Consider the following 17,982-nt stretch of genomic DNA (forward strand, 5'->3'; position numbering starts at 1 on the left):
GCTACGGCAAATCGAGGTTGCCCGCACCAGAACGGTCATATCGCACCCTCCTTCCTTGGGTTTCATAGTCGATGGGCAGCTCACGCTCGATATGAATGGCCACCGGATGCCCCGGCGGCACATAGACGGCGTCGAAGGTCTGGCCGAAGCGCTCCTGCACCCACTCACGCACGTCCGAGACGCCCCCGGCCAAGGCCTGACTGGCGGCATAACGCCCGGAGTCGCCGGTAAGGCCGCTGACCACTCCACTACTGTCCACGCTGGTGGTCACCTCGTTCATGGCCATGGCATCGGCGCCGGCCTCGGCAGCGCCCAGGATGAAGCTGGTCAGCAGGAACTGCTGGGCATTGGTCTTGCGATCCCCGGGGATGCAGGGCAGGCCCCGCGGGTCGGAGAGCCAGCCGAGGGTGGTGCGGCCCGAACTGTCTCCGGAATTGACGTCCTCCGGGGCCGGCAGGGTACGCAAGGTGCCGTCTTCGAAGACAAAGGTCATCGAGTTGACCTGGCCGCGAACGCAGGAGAGCGTCCAGTCGCCGGTGGCGGTGCCGCTGACGATGGCGCTCTCCACCTCCGGCAGAGTGACGCCGTTGGCGGTGAGGTTCTCGCGCCCGATCACTACCTTGAACGGATAGGGGTCGTTAACCGTGCCATCGATCGGCACCCGGCCCAGCAGCGCCGTCATGGCCACCGAACCCATCAGGGTGGAGTTCTCCGGCAGGGTGTAGACGGGCTCCACGGTGGATTCATCGGGGCGCCCGGTCACCCGGCTCTCTACCGCACTCGAAGTGCTCCGGGCCGCCTCGTCCAGCTCATCCGCCACCTCACCGAAGCGGGTCGGGAAGGTGGCGTCTCCGCGCCCACGCTCCTCCTCCTGGGCGTCCAGGGGCTCGACCCAGGTCAGCGCCTGCGCCGAGCCGGGGCCCGAGTAGGCCGCCCCGTTAGGGCCACCGCCGCCCTCCAGCCCCAAGCCAATGGGCAGGTCATCATCGCGCTGCCCATCCACCTGGCGGCGCAGCTGGTCCAGCTGACGCTGCATCGTGCCCAGCATGGAGCTATCCGGCTGGGACTGACCGATCTCCTGACGCAGCCGTTCGCGCTCCCGGCGCAACGCCTCGTCGATGGCACCGTCCACGTCCTGGTTGCGGGTCATCAGCCGCTCGTTCTGGTCGCGCAGCGCCTGGGTTTCCGCCTGGGCCTGCTCCAGATCGCGACGCATGGCCTGGACGTGGCCCACCAGGGTGGCCACGGTGTCCCGCGGGGTATCCCCCTCGATGCCCAGCGCCTGCAGCTCATCGTCGCTCAGGGTCAGCGTCGGGTCTGCCTCCGCGGTCTCGGCATCCGTGCCGGCGTCGCCACCGCTCAGGCCGCGCACCACGATCAGCAGCACGATCACTAGCAGCGCCGGGACCAGCACCTTCAGCAGGGTATTGCTGCGCAGTGTCATGAGGTGCCCTCCTCGGCGTCATCCGTCTCCTCCAGCCGAATCAGAGCCCTGTCTAGGCCACCACGCCGAGTGACCAGGAATACCGTGGTGGTGTCCTCCACAGAGCCCCGCGGAGCCAGGTAGGGGTGCATGAAAGTCGCTGAGTAGAAGTCCCCCTGCAGCCAGCGCGGGTCGAGCTCGAAGGCGCGCTGCCGGTCGTTGTTCTCCAGCTTCACCGCGGTGACCGTCCAGCCGTTGAGCCGCCAGGCGCCCAGGGGTGTGGCGGTCACCGGCAGCGACGGCAGCAGGGTGCGCAAGGACTCAGGTAGCCGCATGGGCACACGGGAGACGCCGCGCAGGGGCTCCATGGTCCGCTGTGGCGCGTAGAGGGACTGGGCCGCATGCCGGGTCAGCAGCACAGGCACCGGCGTGGCGGTGGCCCGCTGAGGCTCACCGCCTGACGCTTGAGCCGCCGGCCGGGACGCCTCTGACGCCTGCGCCCCGCGGCTGCCCGAGGACGAACCCGGCGAGGCACGCGACGCGCTTGCCCTGGCCGGCGACGCCTCGCGGCTGTCCACCACCAGGATCTCCTCGCTGCTGGCTCCCTCGCGGGCCGAGAGGTCCAACAGCAGCACGTCCCCGGTCTCCACGTCCTGCACCCGCACGCGCTGGGTCTCGAAAGTCTCAAAGGCCTTCAGGTAGAGCACGCCGCCGGTGCTCTGCACGCGCAGCACCTCGGGGTTGGCCAGGGCCGGCGGCAGCCCCACGCGCACGTTGCGATCCAGGGTGACGATGCGCTCCTCATCCACCGGCAGCGGTATCTCCAGGGGGCGGCGCTCCCAGTGCATGATCTCCACGGCCATGGCTTCGCCGACCAGCGCCACACTCGCCAGGCAGGACAGTATCATCCGTTTCATGAGGAGCCTCCTTGCTTCGCTGCGTCTGGTAGAGACAGGCGCTGGGGAATGCCATCGAAACAGTCCACCTGCAGGCCCCAGGGGTTGCGCTGCGGGTCCACGTCGGCGCGCACGATGCGCAGCGGATAGCGAATGAACAGGTCGCGCACCGGCGTGCCGGCGTATTGCTCGTCGATGGCCATGTCCAGGGTCACCACCCAGGCGTCGCGACTGAGGATCTCCACGGCTTCGGGACGATAGCCTCGCCCGGGAATCTCGTAGATGCCGCGCACCCGCCCGGAAAGCTCCTGACGGCGGTTGCGGGTCTCGTAGTCGTTATCCAGGTAGCGCTGGCAGGAGGGGGTGAGAAAGGGCGAGTAGGCCTGCAGGTTGCGCCGGTAGTCGGTCTGGCCGTCGGCGGGCCAGCGGTTGATCTGCTGCCAGACATAGAACCCGAAGGCGTAGACGCTCGACGGGTCGACCTCCCACCAAGCGCGGGTGCTGCCGGAGCGCAGGTCGGGCGGGTTGTGGATGGTCAGGTTCTCCGGAGCCGACTTCCAGCCCCACCACAGGCCGGCACTCAACAGTGCCAGCACCACGATGACCAGGCGCAGGGTGGTGATATGGGCATCCCGGGCGCTCAGGGCGTGACGAAAGCGACTCATGGTCGTCCTCCCGGCTGGTAGCGCATCCGCCGCCGCGAGTAGGGGCCGGAGCGGGTGATCAGGGTCTCGCCGCCCCACAGGCGTATGCCCTGCCGGGCCAGGCGGAACTGAAGGCTGCGATAGAGCCAGGAGGCGGGACGGCCGCGACGCAGCCGCCGCATGACGGCGCCACCGAAGTAGAGCGCCATGCCGGCACAGGCGAAGGCCACGGTGGGCACCATGGCGATGGCCCCCAGCAGCCAGGCACCGATCGCGCCCGGTAGCAGGCCCGCGGCCAGGCCGCCCAGGGCCATCATCCCAACCTCATGCCCGGTCATCCCCCGAAACACCACCGGCGCGGCGTTCAGGCGGGTCGGCAGAAAGTCGAGACGGTTGGCCATCAGAGAATCTCCGCCGCCTTGGTGGCCAGCCAGATGATGGCGATGATCAGCACCACCCCAACCACGACCACCACGCCGAACTTCGACCACTCGCCGCGTACCCGGGCCTCGTTGAAGGTAGCGATGGCAGCGATGGCGACGATCAGGAAGGCCACCGTGGCCAGGATCAAGCCGCCCAGGGCGCCGAAATCGAACAGGTAGTTCTGCAGGGTGGTCAGCAGGCCATCCCCTTCGCCCCGGGACGGCGCCTCCATGGTGGGAAGCCCCTGCGCCATGGCCTGAGCAGGGACCAGCCCTACGGCAGCCAACGCGGCGAGGCCCCGGGTACGGGCACGAGAGAAGAGTGAACGCACGGTAGTCATAACGAGCTCCTTGTTGAATGACGGAAGTGCGAGGCCTGCGGCCTCAGAGGAAAATCCAGAACATCACCACGACCAGGAAGACGGCGCGCAGGGCGGCAAAGCCGAAGTCGTCGCCGCTGACGCGCCCCTTGGCGTAGCCTCGGTAGGAGGAGATGGCGCTCCAGCACGCCCAGAGCAGCACCACGGTGCAGCCCACCCCGGCAATCAACGTGCCCAGGGGTGGCGCATCGAAGCCGGCACCGGCGGCGAAGGCCTCCATCAGCGCATCTCCCGGAGGTAGTCCCCGGCAAGCGGCGCCGGCCGACGAGGGGGAAGACGCGGAGGTGACAGCACTTCATCGATGCCCTCGGCCACCGCTTCGATGTCATGGCGCAGACGCGGCACGTCCAGAAAGACGCGGGAGGTGTGGGGGTCGAATTCACCGACGCGACTCTCGAGCCGATCCACGATGCGCTGGATCTGGGCCAACTGATCCTGGATCAGGGCCAGATCCTGGCGGGCGATTTCATCGCGCACGCCGTCGCGCTCGTCGGCATAGGTAGCGCCGAACTGAGCGGTCAGCAGCATCAAAAACAGGGGCGACAGGGCCCGTGGCAAGCGGCGAAGCGTCATGGCAAGACAGTCCATCCGTTGGCTGGGATTGCCGTCATCCTGTCGCCTGCCAGGGTGCTGTGCAGCAGGAAACCATAAGAGCCGCACACGACGTTTATCTGTGCCAGTCCGCCGTAAATGACGCTGAAACAGACACGGAAATACCGGCGTTCAGCCAAGCTCCGGCCGGTGGCTGTGGCCCTGCTGGGATGCCTCAGAGGTACTTCTTGAAGCTCCCCGTGGCGATGCTGACCAGCAGGCCAAAGAGTGCCGCGCAGGGCAGCAGGAAGGCGTTGGGGTGAATGGCAAAGGGCACGCTCAGGTAGAGCAGCCAGCCCACCACGAAGACCGGCGTGATGGCCCGCTTGGCATGGTGGTAGATGAAGGCGGACTCGCGCCCCGCGCCGAAGCGGCGCAGGTCACGCCGCACCAGGCCATCGACGAAGCCCACCAGGGCCGCCAGGGCGAAGAGCGGCGAGGTCAGCAGCAGGATGACCACCCGGGTCAAGGTCATCAGCGTGACGTAGAGCGCCGCCTGCACGTAGACGTGCAGGGTGCCGAGCCAGCCGCCGTGATGGGCGCTGGTCTCGAGCCAGGCCGATATCCCGCTCTTCACGAACAGCCAGTCGTAGGCGCTGCTGACCGCCCCCGTCGCCAGGGCGACCGGGTCCGAGACCAGCAGCGAGCGGGTGAAGGTGGTATCCAGCCGGGCCACCTCCGCTTCCAGGGTCTCCAGGGCATGCTGGGCCCCGGGCTGGCTCCACCACTGCCAGTAGATCCCCGCCCATTCGATCAGCACCGACATCAACAGCGAGACCACCAGCACCGCCATGATCTGAAACGGCAGACCGAACAGCGTGGCCATCCAGCCGCGTCGCGTTTCCTGGGCGCCCTCTGTCGTGGCCATCTCAGTGCACCCTCACCGGTGTCAGCGAGCAGAGCAGCGACCAGCGGCGGTCGTGGTAGTGCAGAATCAGCCGCCCCTCATGGGGGTGCTCGCCCTGCTCCCACACCGGCGAGAGCCCCTTGCGATAGGCGCGCTGGGTCAGCTCGACGCGGTCGATCCCGATGACCACGTAGTCGAGCAGCCCGAACAGGGCCTGAGGCAGTTCACTCAGGGAGCCGCTCTCCAGGGAGACACTGGAGACGATAGCGGTTGCCGCGGTATCAGGCGTCATGGGCGTTGTCTCGATGATCATCGCGGTTCTCCATCTCTTGAGCCAGCGGCCACTCGTCGAGCAGCTGATCCTCGGCCTCTTCCCCCTGCCGGAGCGCTCTGTTCGCTTCCTCCGGCACACGCGGCGGCACCTGGGCATCGCTTCCCCGCACCGAGAGTTCAGCCCCCAGATCGCCCAGCTCCAGGTTCACCGGCGGCGGCATCACCGCGGTCCACCACTGCTCGCCGGTGGTGTAGTCGCGCTTCATGCGCTCGGCCAGCTCGGCGATGCTGCCGGGAATGTCCTCGTGCTTATCGGCCAGCGGCAGCGGCATGCGTACCTTCCAGAGCTGGCCGCCCTCGAGCAGGGCAAAGGCCTGCCCCTTGGGCAGTGAGACCACGTCCGCCGGCTCGATCATCGGCACCTGCACGGTGCTGATGCGGTCGCCGCCGGAGCTGGTGAAGTCGATATCGTTGGCGATGTCGCTGGAGTCGGAGGCCATGCTGACCAGCATGCGGCTGGCCACGTTGACCTGGCGCAGCTGCCGGGTCAGCAGCTCGGCGGTCTTCTCCTCGCGCACCCGCAGCATGACCAGGTTGTTGAAGTTGCCGACCACCTGGCCGGCCTTGGCGGCATTGCCGATCCGCGCCTCGATGTCGGAGAGGGTCTGGGTGTAGGCGGTGACCTGGATGCCGGCGCCGCCGCCCTTGTTGATGAGCGGGATGAACTCGTCGCCCATCAGCTCGTTGAACTCGTCGCAGTGCAAGTTGATCGGCACCTTGCCCATGCGCTTGCCGTTCACCGCCGGCAGGCCGTCGTCGATGCCGTGCTTGTAGATATGCCCAGCCACCGAGACCAGGTCGGCGAACATGGAGTTGCCCACCGCCTGGGCCACCTCGAAGTCGCTCATGGCATCCAGGCCCACGTAGACGATGCCGCGCTTCCGGATGATCTGCTGCCAGTCGATGATCGGCCTGGGGTCTTCGATGTCGTCGTAGTCCGGCGAGAGCAGCTCGGCGATACGCCCGGTGGTCAGCTTCTCCAGCAGCGGCAGGAGGGAGGCCACGATCTTGTCGAAGTAGGTCTTGTCGTAACGCACGGCGCTGCGCAGCCCCTCGAGCACGGCATCCACCACCTTGACCTGCTGCAGGTACTGCTCGATCGCCACTACCCGCTTGTCGCGCCCTTGAAACTGGCGGGGGATGTTCTTGTCGTTGAGCTTGCCCTCGATGGTGGTGATGCGCTCCCAGGCGTGCTGGTCGTGGCGGGTCAGGGTCTGCTGGGCGTACTCGATCATCAGCCCGTCGATGTTCACCACGTCCGAGAGGATCTGCTCATAGGTGGGGCGCTGCCCCAGGGCATGACGGGCCCGGGCCACGATGTTGACGAAACGCCAGGCGAACTCGCGGAAGGCGGCGCTGTTGCCCTCCCCGGAGAGCTGGCCGGCGAGCCGGGTGGCCACCTCGGAGATGCGCCCGAAGCGGCCCACGGCGTTGTAGCGTGCCGAGATATCCGGCCAGCCCAGGTGGAAGACGTAGAAGGCGTCGCCGCGGCCCGCCCGCTGCGCCTCGGCATACATGCGGATCATCAGGTCGGCATCGCCCTTGGGGTCGAAGGCGATCACCACGTCGCCGCGATGGATGTCCTGAGTGATCAGGATCTCGGCGAGCCGGGTCTTGCCCACCCGGGTCGTGCCCTCTACCAGGGTGTGGCCGACCCGCTCGCCCAGGGGCAGGTAGACGTCGCGCTCCTTCCACTCCACGGCATGCAGTGCCGCCATGCCGCCCACAGGCGGCAGCGGGCGCACCGGGTTCCAGGGCACATCGGCGGCGAGCAGCTTCACCAGCGGCCGACCGGCCCCATAGCGTTCCAGCCGATTCTCCAGTTCACGGGCCACGCGGTAGGCCGGCCCTGGGCGCAGATAGCGCTGCACGTGAGGCTGCTGGCTCTCATGCAGCCGCTGGGTGTGGCGCGCCTCCCACTTGAAGCCCTTGCCCATCCACAGCAGCCGCTGGCTGACCGGAATCTGCAGGCTGCGCAGCGCGAAGCGCGGCAGGCGCTTCATGTTGCGACGGTAGCACAGCACCACCCAGGCTTGCCGGGCACGCCACAGCCCGAAGGCAGAAAAGCCCGCCGCCATGCCGTAACCCACGCTCGGCGACAGGGCCAGGGACCAGGGCGCCATGATGCAGAGCACCGCACAGGCCAGGCAGACCAGGGCGGTGTTGAGCTCTACCGCCGGGCGCAGCAGCGCCTCCAGGGGGTGTGTCTGGTTCATCGCACGCTCCTATTGCTCCAGCCCTTGGGCGGTCACCAGCACCGGGTAGTGGGCCAGGCCCAGCCGCTGGGCCAGGTCGTCCCCCGGCGTGGGTCGCAGCTCGAGCCCCGGCGCCGCCTCGCGCAGGCGCTCAAGCCCCTCGGGCGTGGCCACCTCGACGATCAGCCCCACCGCGTTGAGCTCGCGCAGGATCTCTCCGCGGGCCTCCAGCCAGCGCAGCGACAGTGCATCATCCCCGACCAGGAAGAAGGGCGTCATGCGGCTCGGTAGCTCCAGCGGGCGAAAGCGCACCTCGCCGGGCGACAGCCGCTCACTGCTGACCGGCAGCATATCCGCCTCGCTGAACGGCACCGGCGCACGCGGATCCGGCGCATAGCCCTCCTCCTCCGGCACGTCGGCCATGCCGATGGCAACGAAGTAGGGGCGGGCTGGCTCCCCGCCATGGTCGGCGAGCACCTCCAGAGCAGGGCGCTCGGCCAGGGACATCCGGGGGATCGTCTCCGCCTGGGCACTGGCTGCGGCGAGCCCGAGAACCAGTCCGAGCCCCGTCACGGCGTACAGTACTCGGCGATAGCATTCACGCTGCAGCATCAGTCGAATCTCCCTCAGTTGGCTGCCAGCTGCCGCTGGCGAGACGTTCTCAGCCGCTCGAGCTCAGCGGCGACGATGCGGCGATAGCGGGCCGCCGGCTCCCCGCCGGCGGGACGGTGGTAGCGCCCGGCCGCCTGCACCCAGTCGCCGGTGGCATCAAAGTGGCCGCGCAGCAGGCGCGCCGCTTCCTCCAGGTTGGCGTAGGGATCCAGGGCATCGCAGGGTTGAGTAAAGCGCTTGCCGGCACCAAACAGCTGAGGCTGCCAGCGCACATTAAGCTGGGTGATTCCCACGTCCACGACGCGGGTCTCCTGCAGGGCCAACGTCAGCGCCTCGCAGGCCGCCTGGCGGGTCGCGAAATGAGAGCCCTCCCCCGCCACGTTCAGGGTCCATGGCCAGGGCCGGCGCCCCGCCTTCAAGCTGACCACCGATTCCGCGGTGGCCACCGCGTAGAGCACTTCGGGCGGGACCTGATGCAGGCTGGCGGCATCGAAGTAGGCCGGCGGCACCGGTGATGCCGTAGCCGGCGATGACAGCACTGCCAGGCCAATCGCCATACTCCCCATCCAATGCTTCAGCCTCATGCCTACCCCCTCCCTCACCTGGGATAGACCTGGGGCAGTGACCTCGCGGCAATGCCGCGCTCGGGGTCCGGCTGGCCGTGGTTGAGGGTGATATTTCTTGCCCGCACGCGGTCAGCCGGCACGCCCACTCGACGCGCCCAGTCGCGTATCACCGCGTCGTCGCCGTCACTGTCGAGCACGAAGATGTCCATCTGGGCGCCCTGTGCCATCAGCTCGCTGACGGTGCTGTCACAGCGCTCGCACTCCTCGGCCGCCACGTACACCGTCAGGCGGGCCTGTAGTGCGCCCTCATCGGTAAAGTGAAATGCCGAGCGCGGCCGCAGGGTGAACTCATCCACGGGCATCTCATCGGGGTAGAGGCGCTGCCAGGCCTCGTCGTAGGCGCGCTGGAAGGCCAGCTCACGCTCGGTGCGAGCGCGCTCCACCTCCACCAGCAGCTCCGCATAGCGGCGGCGCTCCTCGGCGCTGCGTGCCTCGACGCCGAGTGCGGTGATGGGATCCAAGTTGGGCGACCAGATCCCCCGAGGCCCCTCCATCAGCGACTCATAACGCTCCCAATCACGCTCGGTCAGCCTCCAGGCCTCGGCCTGCTCCGTGCGCGTGCGAGTTCGCTCGCTCTCGAGCATCCGCTGCGCCTCCTGAATCACGCCGGAGGCATCGGGGCGGCTCTCCGGGATGGACTGGGCATAGGCCTGGCTCCCCAGCAGCGTCATAGCCACGGTCGCCAAAGGCAGGGCAGCGCGTTGCATGAATGTCATCGCAGGATCTCCGGTGGCATCAGGGAATCTGTACGTCGACCGAGTGGCCGTTGTGGCGGAAGACCACGTGGGAGCCGCGAATCGCCGACAGCTCCCAGCCATCCTGGCGATCGCCCACGCCCAGCAGCCGGATGTCGCGCAGGCTCGACAGGCCGTTGGGTGACACGCCCACATAGGGGTGGCCACCGCGGGACTCGACGCCGGTGACCTGGAACGGAGGAGACGGCGGGGCCGCTGACCGCGGCGCCTGGCTTGCAGGTGCCGGGCGTGGCGCGGCCTGCTGACGCTGGTTCTGCTCGAGGCGCTCGCTCAGCGTCTGGATCTGCTCGTTCTGGGCGGTGACGCGCAGGTTAAGCTCGCTATCCAGGCGGCTCAGCTCCTCGGCCAGCCCAGCGAGGCGGGGCTCGAGCTGCTCCAGCTGAGCTTGCTTGGCAGCGATGCCGGCAGCGCTTTCCTTAACTCGCTGCTCGGCCAGTTCGAGGCGCTGATCCAGGTCCGTCAGGCGCTGCTCCAGAGTGGCCTGTTGGGACTCTACCCGAGCCAGTACCTCCTCTAGGGGCACCACCGCCCGCTGCACCTGGGACTGCACCAGGGATTCCGCCGCCACCTCGTCGGGAGCCGGTCTCAACAGCAGGGCCCCTGACACCACAGCGCCGACCAGGCTGACCGCCAGCAGGCCATAGAGGGCCTTCCTGCCGCCCTTCCCTGCTCCTCGCTTACCGCGGTGCTTCGCAGAGGAGGCAGGACCAATCGGCTTGTGGTCGGGCGACAGCTCAGTGGGCTCACTCATCGCTCACCTCCGCCACCGTCACGCTGCTCTCGTCACGGCTGTCGTCGTCATGGCCAGGCACGTAGCGGATATCCCGCACCTGATAGCAGACCTCTCTTGCCACCGGGTCGACCTCCAGCTCCCAGGCATCGCCGCCCAGCACCTGCAGGGCCTCGCGCAGCGGCATGGGGCCCAGCCGGTAGTGGGCCGCCGGTAGCGGCTTACGATAGAGGGTGCGCTGAGCGGGACCGGGTGCCGGACATAGCGAGTAGCCGGTATAGCGCAGGGTGTGATGCAGCGCGTCTTCCACGGTGGTGGTCATGGAAGCGGGAATACGCACGTCAATGGTCTGCTCCATGAGGTGGCGCTGGCCCAGCGAGGCTTGAGTCGCCACCAGCTGGTAGCGCCCGGTGCGAATCACCTCGACGGAAGGCAGCTCGTCGCTATAGATGTCCGGTGTCACGGCCTCGGTTGTCGGCGGGTTGAGGCCGGTGATCACTGCCCGATGCCGCTCGCCGTCTACGTCGAAGTACGGCAGCGAGAGCACCAGAGAGTCGGCGTTCGATGGTTCGGGAGTCTGTTGAGGCTGATGGGCACAGCCTGCCAGCAGCGTGGTGGCGATCAGCGCAGCGGTCGAGAGAGTGGGAAGGTTGATCATGCGTTGCCTCAAGGGAGTCCATTCAATGGCGTTGAGGCAGGAGGTTCTCGGGTTTGCGGGGGCGGGTCGATTGGAAAGCGTAATCAGGCGGGGGAAGGAAAAACGCCCCGGGGTGGGGCGTTCTTCGCGGGTTGACGATCGTCAATGCAGGGGCATGACGTGGCGGGGTCATTCCCGCCAGGGTGAGGTTGATCGAAGCGCTGTGGATCAGTGCATGGCCGGCGAATCGAAGGAGCCGGCCGCTTCTCCAGCGTGGGCAGCGGCGTAGCCGTTGCCTGCTTCAGGCGGCTCCGCTGAGGCAGCGGATCTGTCGTTGCTGGCACCCTGATCGTCGCGGCGGGGCGCCTGGTAAACCATCTCGCCGTTCACCTTGATCCAGCTGATGAACAGCAGGCGCGCCTTGAGACTGACGCCGGTCTGGCCAGCCTTGTCGCCTCTGGAGAAGACGAAGGTGTCCGTCCAGAGATCGCCCAGCTTGAAGCCCACCAGCACTTTGCGGCCCTGATACACCGCCTGACGGCAGCGTTTGACGAGCGCTTCGGCCTCACGGCCGCTGATCCGACAGTCGAAGCGGGTGTAGCCCACATCGTCTGCGGGGCCATTCAGGGCCGCGATATCGCATGCCCAGAACGCGTCTCCACGCTTCGGCTTTACCTCCCGGATGCGGTTGAGATAGCCAAGGCCAGTGATATGCAGATCGAAGAAGCCAGTAGTGGCACTCTGGTGAGTGGTGTCCGTCATGGTGTGTCTCCTCGGTGGGTTGCAGTTTGCGCCCGGGAGACACTCGCCCCCTCTGGGAAGTCGAATGGCTTCCCGGGTGGGCAAGGGGTGGATTCAGGCGCTGGCTCAGCCCATCAGCACGCAGTGGTGCCGAGAGCCCGCCAGGTTGGTATGGCAGCAGTCGCAGGATGATGTCGAGAACGCTTCGTCTTGCTCGCTATCGCCAACGACGAGGAAGTTCCCGTTGCGCTGCGCTGCGGCGATGGAGTGACGCACCTCCCGCTCGCGGGCGGCGGCGCTCTCTTCATCCAGGAAGTGATCCAGCCCGGTGGCATCGTCATTGGCGATGATCATCAGGCAGTCGTCACAGACCATGACACGGTCGTCGACAATCGTGGCCATGGGGCATTCCTCCAGGTTCCAGGGGGTCCGCCCCCTGGGGAGGCATCTCCCCGAATGGGTGGTAGCAGTGGCATCCAGCCCTGATGGGCGGCCTCGTTTCGGGATGCGCGAGGCCTTGGGAGGTGGCGTACCGCCAAGCGGCGCACCCTTGAAACGCCTGGGTGCCTGGGGTGTCTCGGTTGGAGCCGGTCGAGACCACCGGGCCGCCAGCGGCGGCACTTGCCTACTGGGAGGCTGCCTGTCACCTCGGCAGCACTTCCTCAATATCCCCACTCGCAAGACGCGGCACGCCACGTCTTGGGATTGAAGACCATAGAGGGCATCAATAGGGTCGTCGCCGTACCGACAAGCACCAGGATGTCCGCCATGCAACTGGAGCCAAGGCATGTCCCTCGTTGCCATGCTTCGCTCACGGTGGCACCCGAATCTCTTCGCGGACGCATTCGGTCAATCAAGCACAGATCCCTGTACAAAGGGCTCCCGTTGGTGATGCGGCGGGCTCCGCAGAAGGGCAGGCGTTTCCAGCGTGGAAACGTCAACCGGCCTGCCGGCTACCCTGGATCAAGGTAGCTGGCAGGCCGGTCGTCGTATGAGACAGGTGGCCAACCAACCAAGCTGGCCTAGGACTAAGGAACCTCGAACCCCGACTGTTGATGATGCAGTGTGAGCCGTAAAGGCTGGATGGGGCGTATTCGTCGCGCGAGGTGCGAATACTTCGGGGGAATGAGCGTTGGCGCTCAAAGGGCGTTGCGTGATGACCGTCAGCAACCAACGGGGTGTATTCATATTATTGAGGCTGCCCTCTCCACGGTCAAGGCGATACCGCTTTACGCCTGCTATCGGAGCCCTTCCTGGGCGCCTTATCGCGCAGCATTCCCTTTCACTCCGGGTAGCGCGTGCAGCCCCAGAAGGCACCGTATTTGCCTTGGCGCTTGCGCATGGGCGCCTGACACTCCGGGCACCTCTTGAGGTCTTGCTGAGGCATCGTCACCGTAGCTTCCCGCGCATGCTGGACCAGCTTCTCAACCATGCCGGCTTGTCGCGCCATGAAGTCCTGCAGCACCAGGCGCCCTGCCGCGACGTCATCCAGCGCCTGCTCCCAGAGCGCCGTCATTCCGGGGTTGGTGATGGCAGAGGGGAGTGCATCAATGAGCTGCTGGCCGGTGGGGGTGGAGACCAGTGCGCGCTTCTGCCGCTTGATGAAGCCCCGCTTCAGCAACGTCTCGATGATGCCGGCCCGCGTTGCCTCGGTGCCGATCCCGGCGGTCTCCTTGAAGCGGGCCTTCAGGCGCTCGTCTGTCACGAACCGGGCGGCATGCTTCATGGCGGCGATCAGGGTACCCTCGGTAAACGGCTTGGGCGGCGTCGTCTGCTTGGCCAACATCTCGAGGTGCTGCGCCTTGCAGGACTCTCCCTCGCTCAGGGCCGGCAGTGGGGGCGTCTCCCGGTCTTCCCCGCTGACCTCGTCCGACGCCGCTCGAGGGAAGAGCAGGCGCCATCCCTCCACCCTCACCTGCCGTCCCGAGGCCAGGAACGCCTCACCCTCCAGGTCCACCCCCACCTCGGTCTGATCATACTCGTGAGCCGGCAGAAACTGAGCCAGGTAGTGGCGACGAATCAGGTCATAGACGTTGCGCTCGGCGTCACTCAGCTTGGCCAGGTCACACGGCACCGCCGTTGGGATGATGCCGTGGTGCGCGGTGATCTTGCTGTCGTTCCAGACACGGCTCGTGCGGCTCGTTTCCAGGAGCTGGCTAAGCCGCGACAGCGTCTCATCCGAGTGCAGCAGCATCGTCATGATGCGCTCGGCATCCCCGAGCTGCGACTCCGGCAGATACCGGCAGTCGGTCCGGGGGTAGGTCGTGGCCTTGTGGGTTTCGTAGAGTGCCTGGGCGGTGTCCAGCACCTGCTGGGCACCGTAGCCAAAGCGGCGAGAGGCCTCCTGCTGAAGCGATGACAGGTCCATCACCAGCGGGGGCGACTCTTTCTTGTGGGTCGTCTCGAGGTGGCTGATGTGTCCCTGCTGCCCGGCGACTCTCTGGACCAGTGACTGGGCCGCGACCTCGCTGACGCAGCGCCCGGCGGCATCCAGGATCGAGGCGTCGAGTGGCTGCCACTTCGCCTGGAAGGTGCCGCCCGCCGTCTGGAACTGAGCCACGACTTCCCAGAAGGGTTGGGGCACGAAGTTCGCAATCTCCCGGTCGCGATCCACCACCAGCCGCAGCGCGGGCGTCTGAACGCGCCCCACCGAAAGCACGCCCTGGTGCCCCTGCCGCTGGGCCAGCACCGTATAGGCCCGGGTCAGGTTCATCCCGACCAGCCAGTCGGCCCGACTACGCCCCAGCCCTGCCAGATAGAGCGGATAGGTCGCCTCCCCGGACCTGATGCTGGCCAACGCCTTCCGGATCGAGGCATCGTCCAGAGCCGAAAGCCACAGGCGGGTCACCCTCCCCCGGTAGTCGCAGTAATCCAGTAGCTCGCGGGCGATGGTCTCCCCTTCCCGGTCGGCGTCGGTGGCCACCACTACCTCGGTCGCCTGGCCCAGCAGCTTCTTCACGACACCGAACTGCTTGCGGCCACTCTTCTTGACCTCCATCTTCCAGGTCGAGGGGAGAATCGGCAGCGCCTCCAGGGACCAGCGCTTGAGCGCCGGGTCGTACTCCTCTGGCGGCGCCTGCTCGAGTAGGTGACCGAACCCCCACGTCACCACGTTCCCGCCGCCGTGCAGGTAGCCCTCGCTACGCTGGCCAGCACCTATCACACGGGCAATATCACGGGCCTGCGAGGGCTTCTCGCACAGGAATACACGCATTGGCTCATCTCCCTCATGAACGTCGAGGGCAGCATGGCAAGTCCATAGAAGCGAGCGAAGAAAGAAAGGAAACGTCAGCGACGCGGCTTTGTACCACCAGGCATCAGGCTTTCGCCATCAGCTCAGCAGCGTCCATGACGTCACCCAGGAGAAACAGCATCTGGGTGCCAGACGAGCCGGCGCCCCTGACGATAGGCCGGGGTGGCGCATGGCCGCGAAGGTCGCGGCCATGCCGAAGGGCATGCTTGAGCTCGGTGACACGGACGCCGAGCAGCTGAGCCGCATGGCCAATGCCGATCCGCTCGTTTCTCAGCTCCTGTGATGTCACCAAGTACCCTCCTCCCTGCGTTAACGAAGCGCCGTGCGGAAGCGCTGCTCGAGCGCCTCGCCCATGGCATCTCCATCGTACCTGGCATTAGCAGTCGGCAGGTACTCCACGTTGATACGAGAGCCGCTACCGTCGCGCTGAATCTGGACCTTCAGCACGAGAGAGTGCTCAGCACCGTTGACGGTCTGTCTGGCGTAGTCGCTCATCTGATAAAAGGCGCCGGGCGTGGCATCAATGTGCCATGCATTATCCATCATCGCCCACTGGTCAGAGTTGCTGTTCGGGTTGAAGTCCGCCTCCGAACGGAATCCGAACTCAGAGCGCACCCTCGCATAGGCCGTATCCACGTCCAGCGGCGACGCCATGCTGAACCGCCCATGCCGATTGCCTGCAGCTGTTCCCTGGTCCCGGCCGGCTGCCACAGCGTCTTCTTCGATAGCAGGCTGCTGCTCGGGATCGTAATTGATAGGCTGCCCCGTCACCGGGTTATTGATGCAGGTCAGGCAGCGCCCTTGAGAGTAGAGGTGGTCCTGAGTGGTACAGCCCGCTGCCACAGTCACAATAGCGCCAAGCCCAACCCAACACAGGACTCTCTTCGCCCCCTTCATCGCTCTCCTCCTTGATTCATCCATGATCAATCAGCGGTTATTCCCCGTAGCCTTCCTGGCTCGCTCCCGGGCCGCTGGCATATTGCTCCGCCGGCTGCTGGTGGCTATGGGGGGTATCCATGATTACCTGGGCCACCCGATGAGGCAAGATGGCCACTCGCTCAGCCTGTACCTTGAAGGCCGTGCGCGTCTCGCCGTTCTGCTCCCAGCTGTCCTGAACCATCTTGCCCACCACCACGACCCGCATCCCTCGCTGATACAACCGCGACCACCGCTCTGCTTCCCGGTGCCACCACTCCACGTCTGCCCAGAAACCGCCGCGATCCACCACTTCCCCATCCTTGGGGGCCAGATTATCGAATCGCACATTGAGCCTGAGCAGTGTGCGGGGCGGCTGGTTGTCACGCACGGGGAAGGTCCTGACCTCGGGGTCACTGCCGATATTTCCCTCACCGTAGAAGCGTGTGCCCATGGGTATCCTCCTTGGTAGTTATCGCTGAAAAGAGACCGCGTGTTCGATATCCGCCAGCGCCTTACCGATTCGCTTGATCGACCAGTTGATCGTGGCCGCCTTGGCATTGAACACGCAGCGCTGGACTTCCAGGTCGATGACGGATTGCCGCATCGCCTCGGATATGTCATCACGTGACAAGAACGTCTCCAGCAGCCAAAGCCCCATGCTTCTCTGCTTGTTATCACGCCACTGAAGCGTTCTGGCCGGAATGCCTGATTTACCCCAAGGGGTCAGCCATAGATCGGTCGATTTCAGCAGACCGCCATTCGCCTGAGACGCCATATCGATCGCCTCCTGACGAGCCACTCTTGCCGAGTCTTCCAGCTCATCACGTAGACGAATCAGCTCTCCCTTACCCTTAAAGGGTTTTAAAAAACCCTTTGCGTAGCTGTTGAATGCGTCATTGCCATAGCTGTTCGATGCGGTATTCAAGCTGCCCCCTCACTCACTCTCAGTGATTCCACTGGAATCACCCAAGACCTGTCCTACGGCACTGCTGCCGAAGTGATTCCACTGGAATCACCCCAAGACCTGCCCTCCGGCGCCGTCGCCCAGGTGATTCCAGTGGAATCACCCCAGAGACCTCCTCCGGCACCACCGCCCTGGTGATTCCAGTGGAATCACCCCAGAGACCTCCTCCGGCACCGCCGCCTAGGTGATTCCAGTGGAATCACCCTGCCGACCCTCTGGCCACGCCCAAGACCTAAGCAAACTTGATGACAGTGGAATCACGCTCCCGGCACTCCGGCCACTACTCCTCCGCCGAGGGCGGTGGGTCACTTTCCACCGCGCCTGCGCCACTGGCCGCCTTGGCCTCCGCCGGCTTGGTAATCGGCGGCGCAAACTCGCTGCGGTGCTTCGCGGAGAGCACATCGTCGGGCAGCGCACCAAACTTCTCGATGGCATTTCGGGCCTTGGCGTTGTTGGCAGCGAAGTCGTCGCGGGTGGCACCGCTGAAGCCCGGGTACTTCTGTGTACTCGCACACAGGCTGCGCAGGAGGTGTCCGCCAACCCGGACGTACTCCTCCATCTGGCGCCGGCTGATCAGGGCAATGTGGTGGGCAAGCATGACGCGCCTGACAAAGCGGTCGAAGTCGATCAGCAGGCGCAGGGCGAGCCATCCATGCTGGCCGCCGGTATAGACGGGGATCTTGAGCGGCTGCTGGTTGAGGTTCTCCTCGACATCCAGCTCTGGCGGCAGCTGTGCCATCAGGCTATCGAGCTCCTGGAGACGCTGGTCCAGCTGAGTGCGAGTGTCGGCAAGCTTGGCATCCAGCTGCAGCAGCCAGTGATCCGCATAGGGGTCATCCTTGGCTGCGTTCTGCTTGATCGCACCGCAGATCAGCAGGAACTGCCGCATGCCGATTATCTGTGGGCGACCCGTCTCGACCCCACGGCCCTTCCAGATCCGTGCAGCGTGGTGGGTATGGAGCGTCAGCTCGATCTTGCTGCGCAGTGCTCCCAGGCGATCAACGGCCATATCGCG

21 protein-coding genes and 1 pseudogene are annotated in these 17,982 nt (G+C 66.0%); all 22 read right to left on the reverse strand.

The genetic code is table 11. From position 1 onward, the window contains the following. Nucleotide 1 precedes the first annotated feature (1 nt). A complete protein-coding gene (locus FEF15_RS13590; RefSeq protein ID WP_163559712.1) occupies nt 2-1,444 on the reverse strand; it encodes a TIGR03752 family integrating conjugative element protein in 1,443 nt (480 codons plus the stop codon). Continuing rightward, nucleotides 1,441-2,340, reverse strand: coding sequence for a TIGR03749 family integrating conjugative element protein (locus FEF15_RS13595; protein WP_163559713.1), 900 nt, complete (start codon nt 2,338-2,340; stop codon nt 1,441-1,443). Before FEF15_RS13595 ends, FEF15_RS13590 begins: the two co-directional genes overlap by 4 nt. After that, nucleotides 2,337-2,984 (reverse strand): PFL_4703 family integrating conjugative element protein, encoded by a 648-nt coding sequence (locus FEF15_RS13600; protein WP_163559714.1) that lies wholly within the window; start codon nt 2,982-2,984, stop codon nt 2,337-2,339. The genes FEF15_RS13595 and FEF15_RS13600 overlap by 4 nt, the downstream gene beginning before the upstream one ends. Further along, a complete protein-coding gene (locus tag FEF15_RS13605) occupies nt 2,981-3,364 on the reverse strand; it encodes a TIGR03750 family conjugal transfer protein (protein WP_163559715.1) in 384 nt (127 codons plus the stop codon). Before FEF15_RS13605 ends, FEF15_RS13600 begins: the two co-directional genes overlap by 4 nt. Next, nucleotides 3,364-3,726: a TIGR03745 family integrating conjugative element membrane protein gene (locus FEF15_RS13610; RefSeq protein WP_163559716.1), complete on the reverse strand. Its 363-nt coding sequence runs from the start codon at nt 3,724-3,726 to the stop codon at nt 3,364-3,366. Before FEF15_RS13610 ends, FEF15_RS13605 begins: the two co-directional genes overlap by 1 nt. A gap of 43 nt (nt 3,727-3,769) precedes the next feature. Then, nucleotides 3,770-3,985, reverse strand: a complete 216-nt coding sequence (locus FEF15_RS13615) for a TIGR03758 family integrating conjugative element protein (RefSeq protein WP_163559717.1) — start codon at nt 3,983-3,985, stop codon at nt 3,770-3,772. Next, nucleotides 3,985-4,338, reverse strand: coding sequence for an RAQPRD family integrative conjugative element protein (locus FEF15_RS13620; protein WP_163559718.1), 354 nt, complete (start codon nt 4,336-4,338; stop codon nt 3,985-3,987). Before FEF15_RS13620 ends, FEF15_RS13615 begins: the two co-directional genes overlap by 1 nt. Nucleotides 4,339-4,531: 193 nt before the next feature. Beyond that, complete coding sequence (locus FEF15_RS13625; RefSeq protein ID WP_163559719.1) at nt 4,532-5,224, reverse strand: TIGR03747 family integrating conjugative element membrane protein; 693 nt, start codon at nt 5,222-5,224, stop codon at nt 4,532-4,534. A gap of 1 nt (nt 5,225) precedes the next feature. After that, a complete protein-coding gene (locus tag FEF15_RS13630) occupies nt 5,226-5,516 on the reverse strand; it encodes a hypothetical protein (protein ID WP_163559720.1) in 291 nt (96 codons plus the stop codon). 190 nt (nt 5,517-5,706) lie between these two features. Further along, nucleotides 5,707-7,752, reverse strand: a pseudogene (gene traD / locus FEF15_RS13635) (type IV conjugative transfer system coupling protein TraD); the annotation flags it as partial. A 9-nt stretch (nt 7,753-7,761) separates the two neighbouring features. Continuing rightward, the gene (locus FEF15_RS13640) at nt 7,762-8,343 is read right to left on the reverse strand and encodes an integrating conjugative element protein (protein WP_163559722.1); all 582 of its coding nucleotides are present in this window, start codon (nt 8,341-8,343) and stop codon (nt 7,762-7,764) included. Nucleotides 8,344-8,357: 14 nt separating this feature from the next. After that, complete coding sequence (locus FEF15_RS13645; RefSeq protein ID WP_163559723.1) at nt 8,358-8,927, reverse strand: transglycosylase SLT domain-containing protein; 570 nt, start codon at nt 8,925-8,927, stop codon at nt 8,358-8,360. A gap of 14 nt (nt 8,928-8,941) precedes the next feature. Further along, a complete protein-coding gene (locus FEF15_RS13650) occupies nt 8,942-9,685 on the reverse strand; it encodes a TIGR03759 family integrating conjugative element protein (RefSeq protein WP_163559724.1) in 744 nt (247 codons plus the stop codon). Between the two features lie 19 nt (nt 9,686-9,704). Continuing rightward, a complete protein-coding gene (locus tag FEF15_RS13655) occupies nt 9,705-10,475 on the reverse strand; it encodes a type II toxin-antitoxin system HicA family toxin (RefSeq protein ID WP_163559725.1) in 771 nt (256 codons plus the stop codon). Beyond that, nucleotides 10,468-11,112: a PilL N-terminal domain-containing protein gene (locus FEF15_RS13660; RefSeq protein WP_163559726.1), complete on the reverse strand. Its 645-nt coding sequence runs from the start codon at nt 11,110-11,112 to the stop codon at nt 10,468-10,470. The genes FEF15_RS13655 and FEF15_RS13660 overlap by 8 nt, the downstream gene beginning before the upstream one ends. A gap of 207 nt (nt 11,113-11,319) precedes the next feature. Then, nucleotides 11,320-11,853 carry an STY4534 family ICE replication protein gene (locus FEF15_RS13665; RefSeq protein ID WP_163559727.1) on the reverse strand — a complete coding sequence of 178 codons (534 nt, stop codon included), beginning with the start codon at nt 11,851-11,853 and terminating at the stop codon, nt 11,320-11,322. 105 nt (nt 11,854-11,958) lie between these two features. Next, nucleotides 11,959-12,234 carry a hypothetical protein gene (locus FEF15_RS13670; RefSeq protein ID WP_163559728.1) on the reverse strand — a complete coding sequence of 92 codons (276 nt, stop codon included), beginning with the start codon at nt 12,232-12,234 and terminating at the stop codon, nt 11,959-11,961. A gap of 880 nt (nt 12,235-13,114) precedes the next feature. Beyond that, nucleotides 13,115-15,046 (reverse strand): DNA topoisomerase III, encoded by a 1,932-nt coding sequence (locus FEF15_RS13675; protein WP_163559729.1) that lies wholly within the window; start codon nt 15,044-15,046, stop codon nt 13,115-13,117. 348 nt (nt 15,047-15,394) lie between these two features. Continuing rightward, a complete protein-coding gene (locus tag FEF15_RS13680; RefSeq protein ID WP_163559730.1) occupies nt 15,395-15,982 on the reverse strand; it encodes a hypothetical protein in 588 nt (195 codons plus the stop codon). A 37-nt stretch (nt 15,983-16,019) separates the two neighbouring features. Next, on the reverse strand, nt 16,020-16,454 hold the full coding sequence (locus FEF15_RS13685) for a single-stranded DNA-binding protein (protein ID WP_163559731.1): 435 nt from the start codon (nt 16,452-16,454) through the stop codon (nt 16,020-16,022). A gap of 18 nt (nt 16,455-16,472) precedes the next feature. Then, on the reverse strand, nt 16,473-16,928 hold the full coding sequence (locus tag FEF15_RS13690) for a DUF3158 family protein (protein ID WP_163559732.1): 456 nt from the start codon (nt 16,926-16,928) through the stop codon (nt 16,473-16,475). 319 nt (nt 16,929-17,247) lie between these two features. Continuing rightward, the gene (locus tag FEF15_RS13695; protein ID WP_163559733.1) at nt 17,248-17,976 is read right to left on the reverse strand and encodes a PFL_4669 family integrating conjugative element protein; all 729 of its coding nucleotides are present in this window, start codon (nt 17,974-17,976) and stop codon (nt 17,248-17,250) included. Between the last annotated feature and the right edge of the window lie 6 nt (nt 17,977-17,982).

This window comes from Halomonas sp. NO4, from assembly GCF_010994375.1.
In the GTDB taxonomy this organism is placed as follows: domain Bacteria; phylum Pseudomonadota; class Gammaproteobacteria; order Pseudomonadales; family Halomonadaceae; genus Halomonas.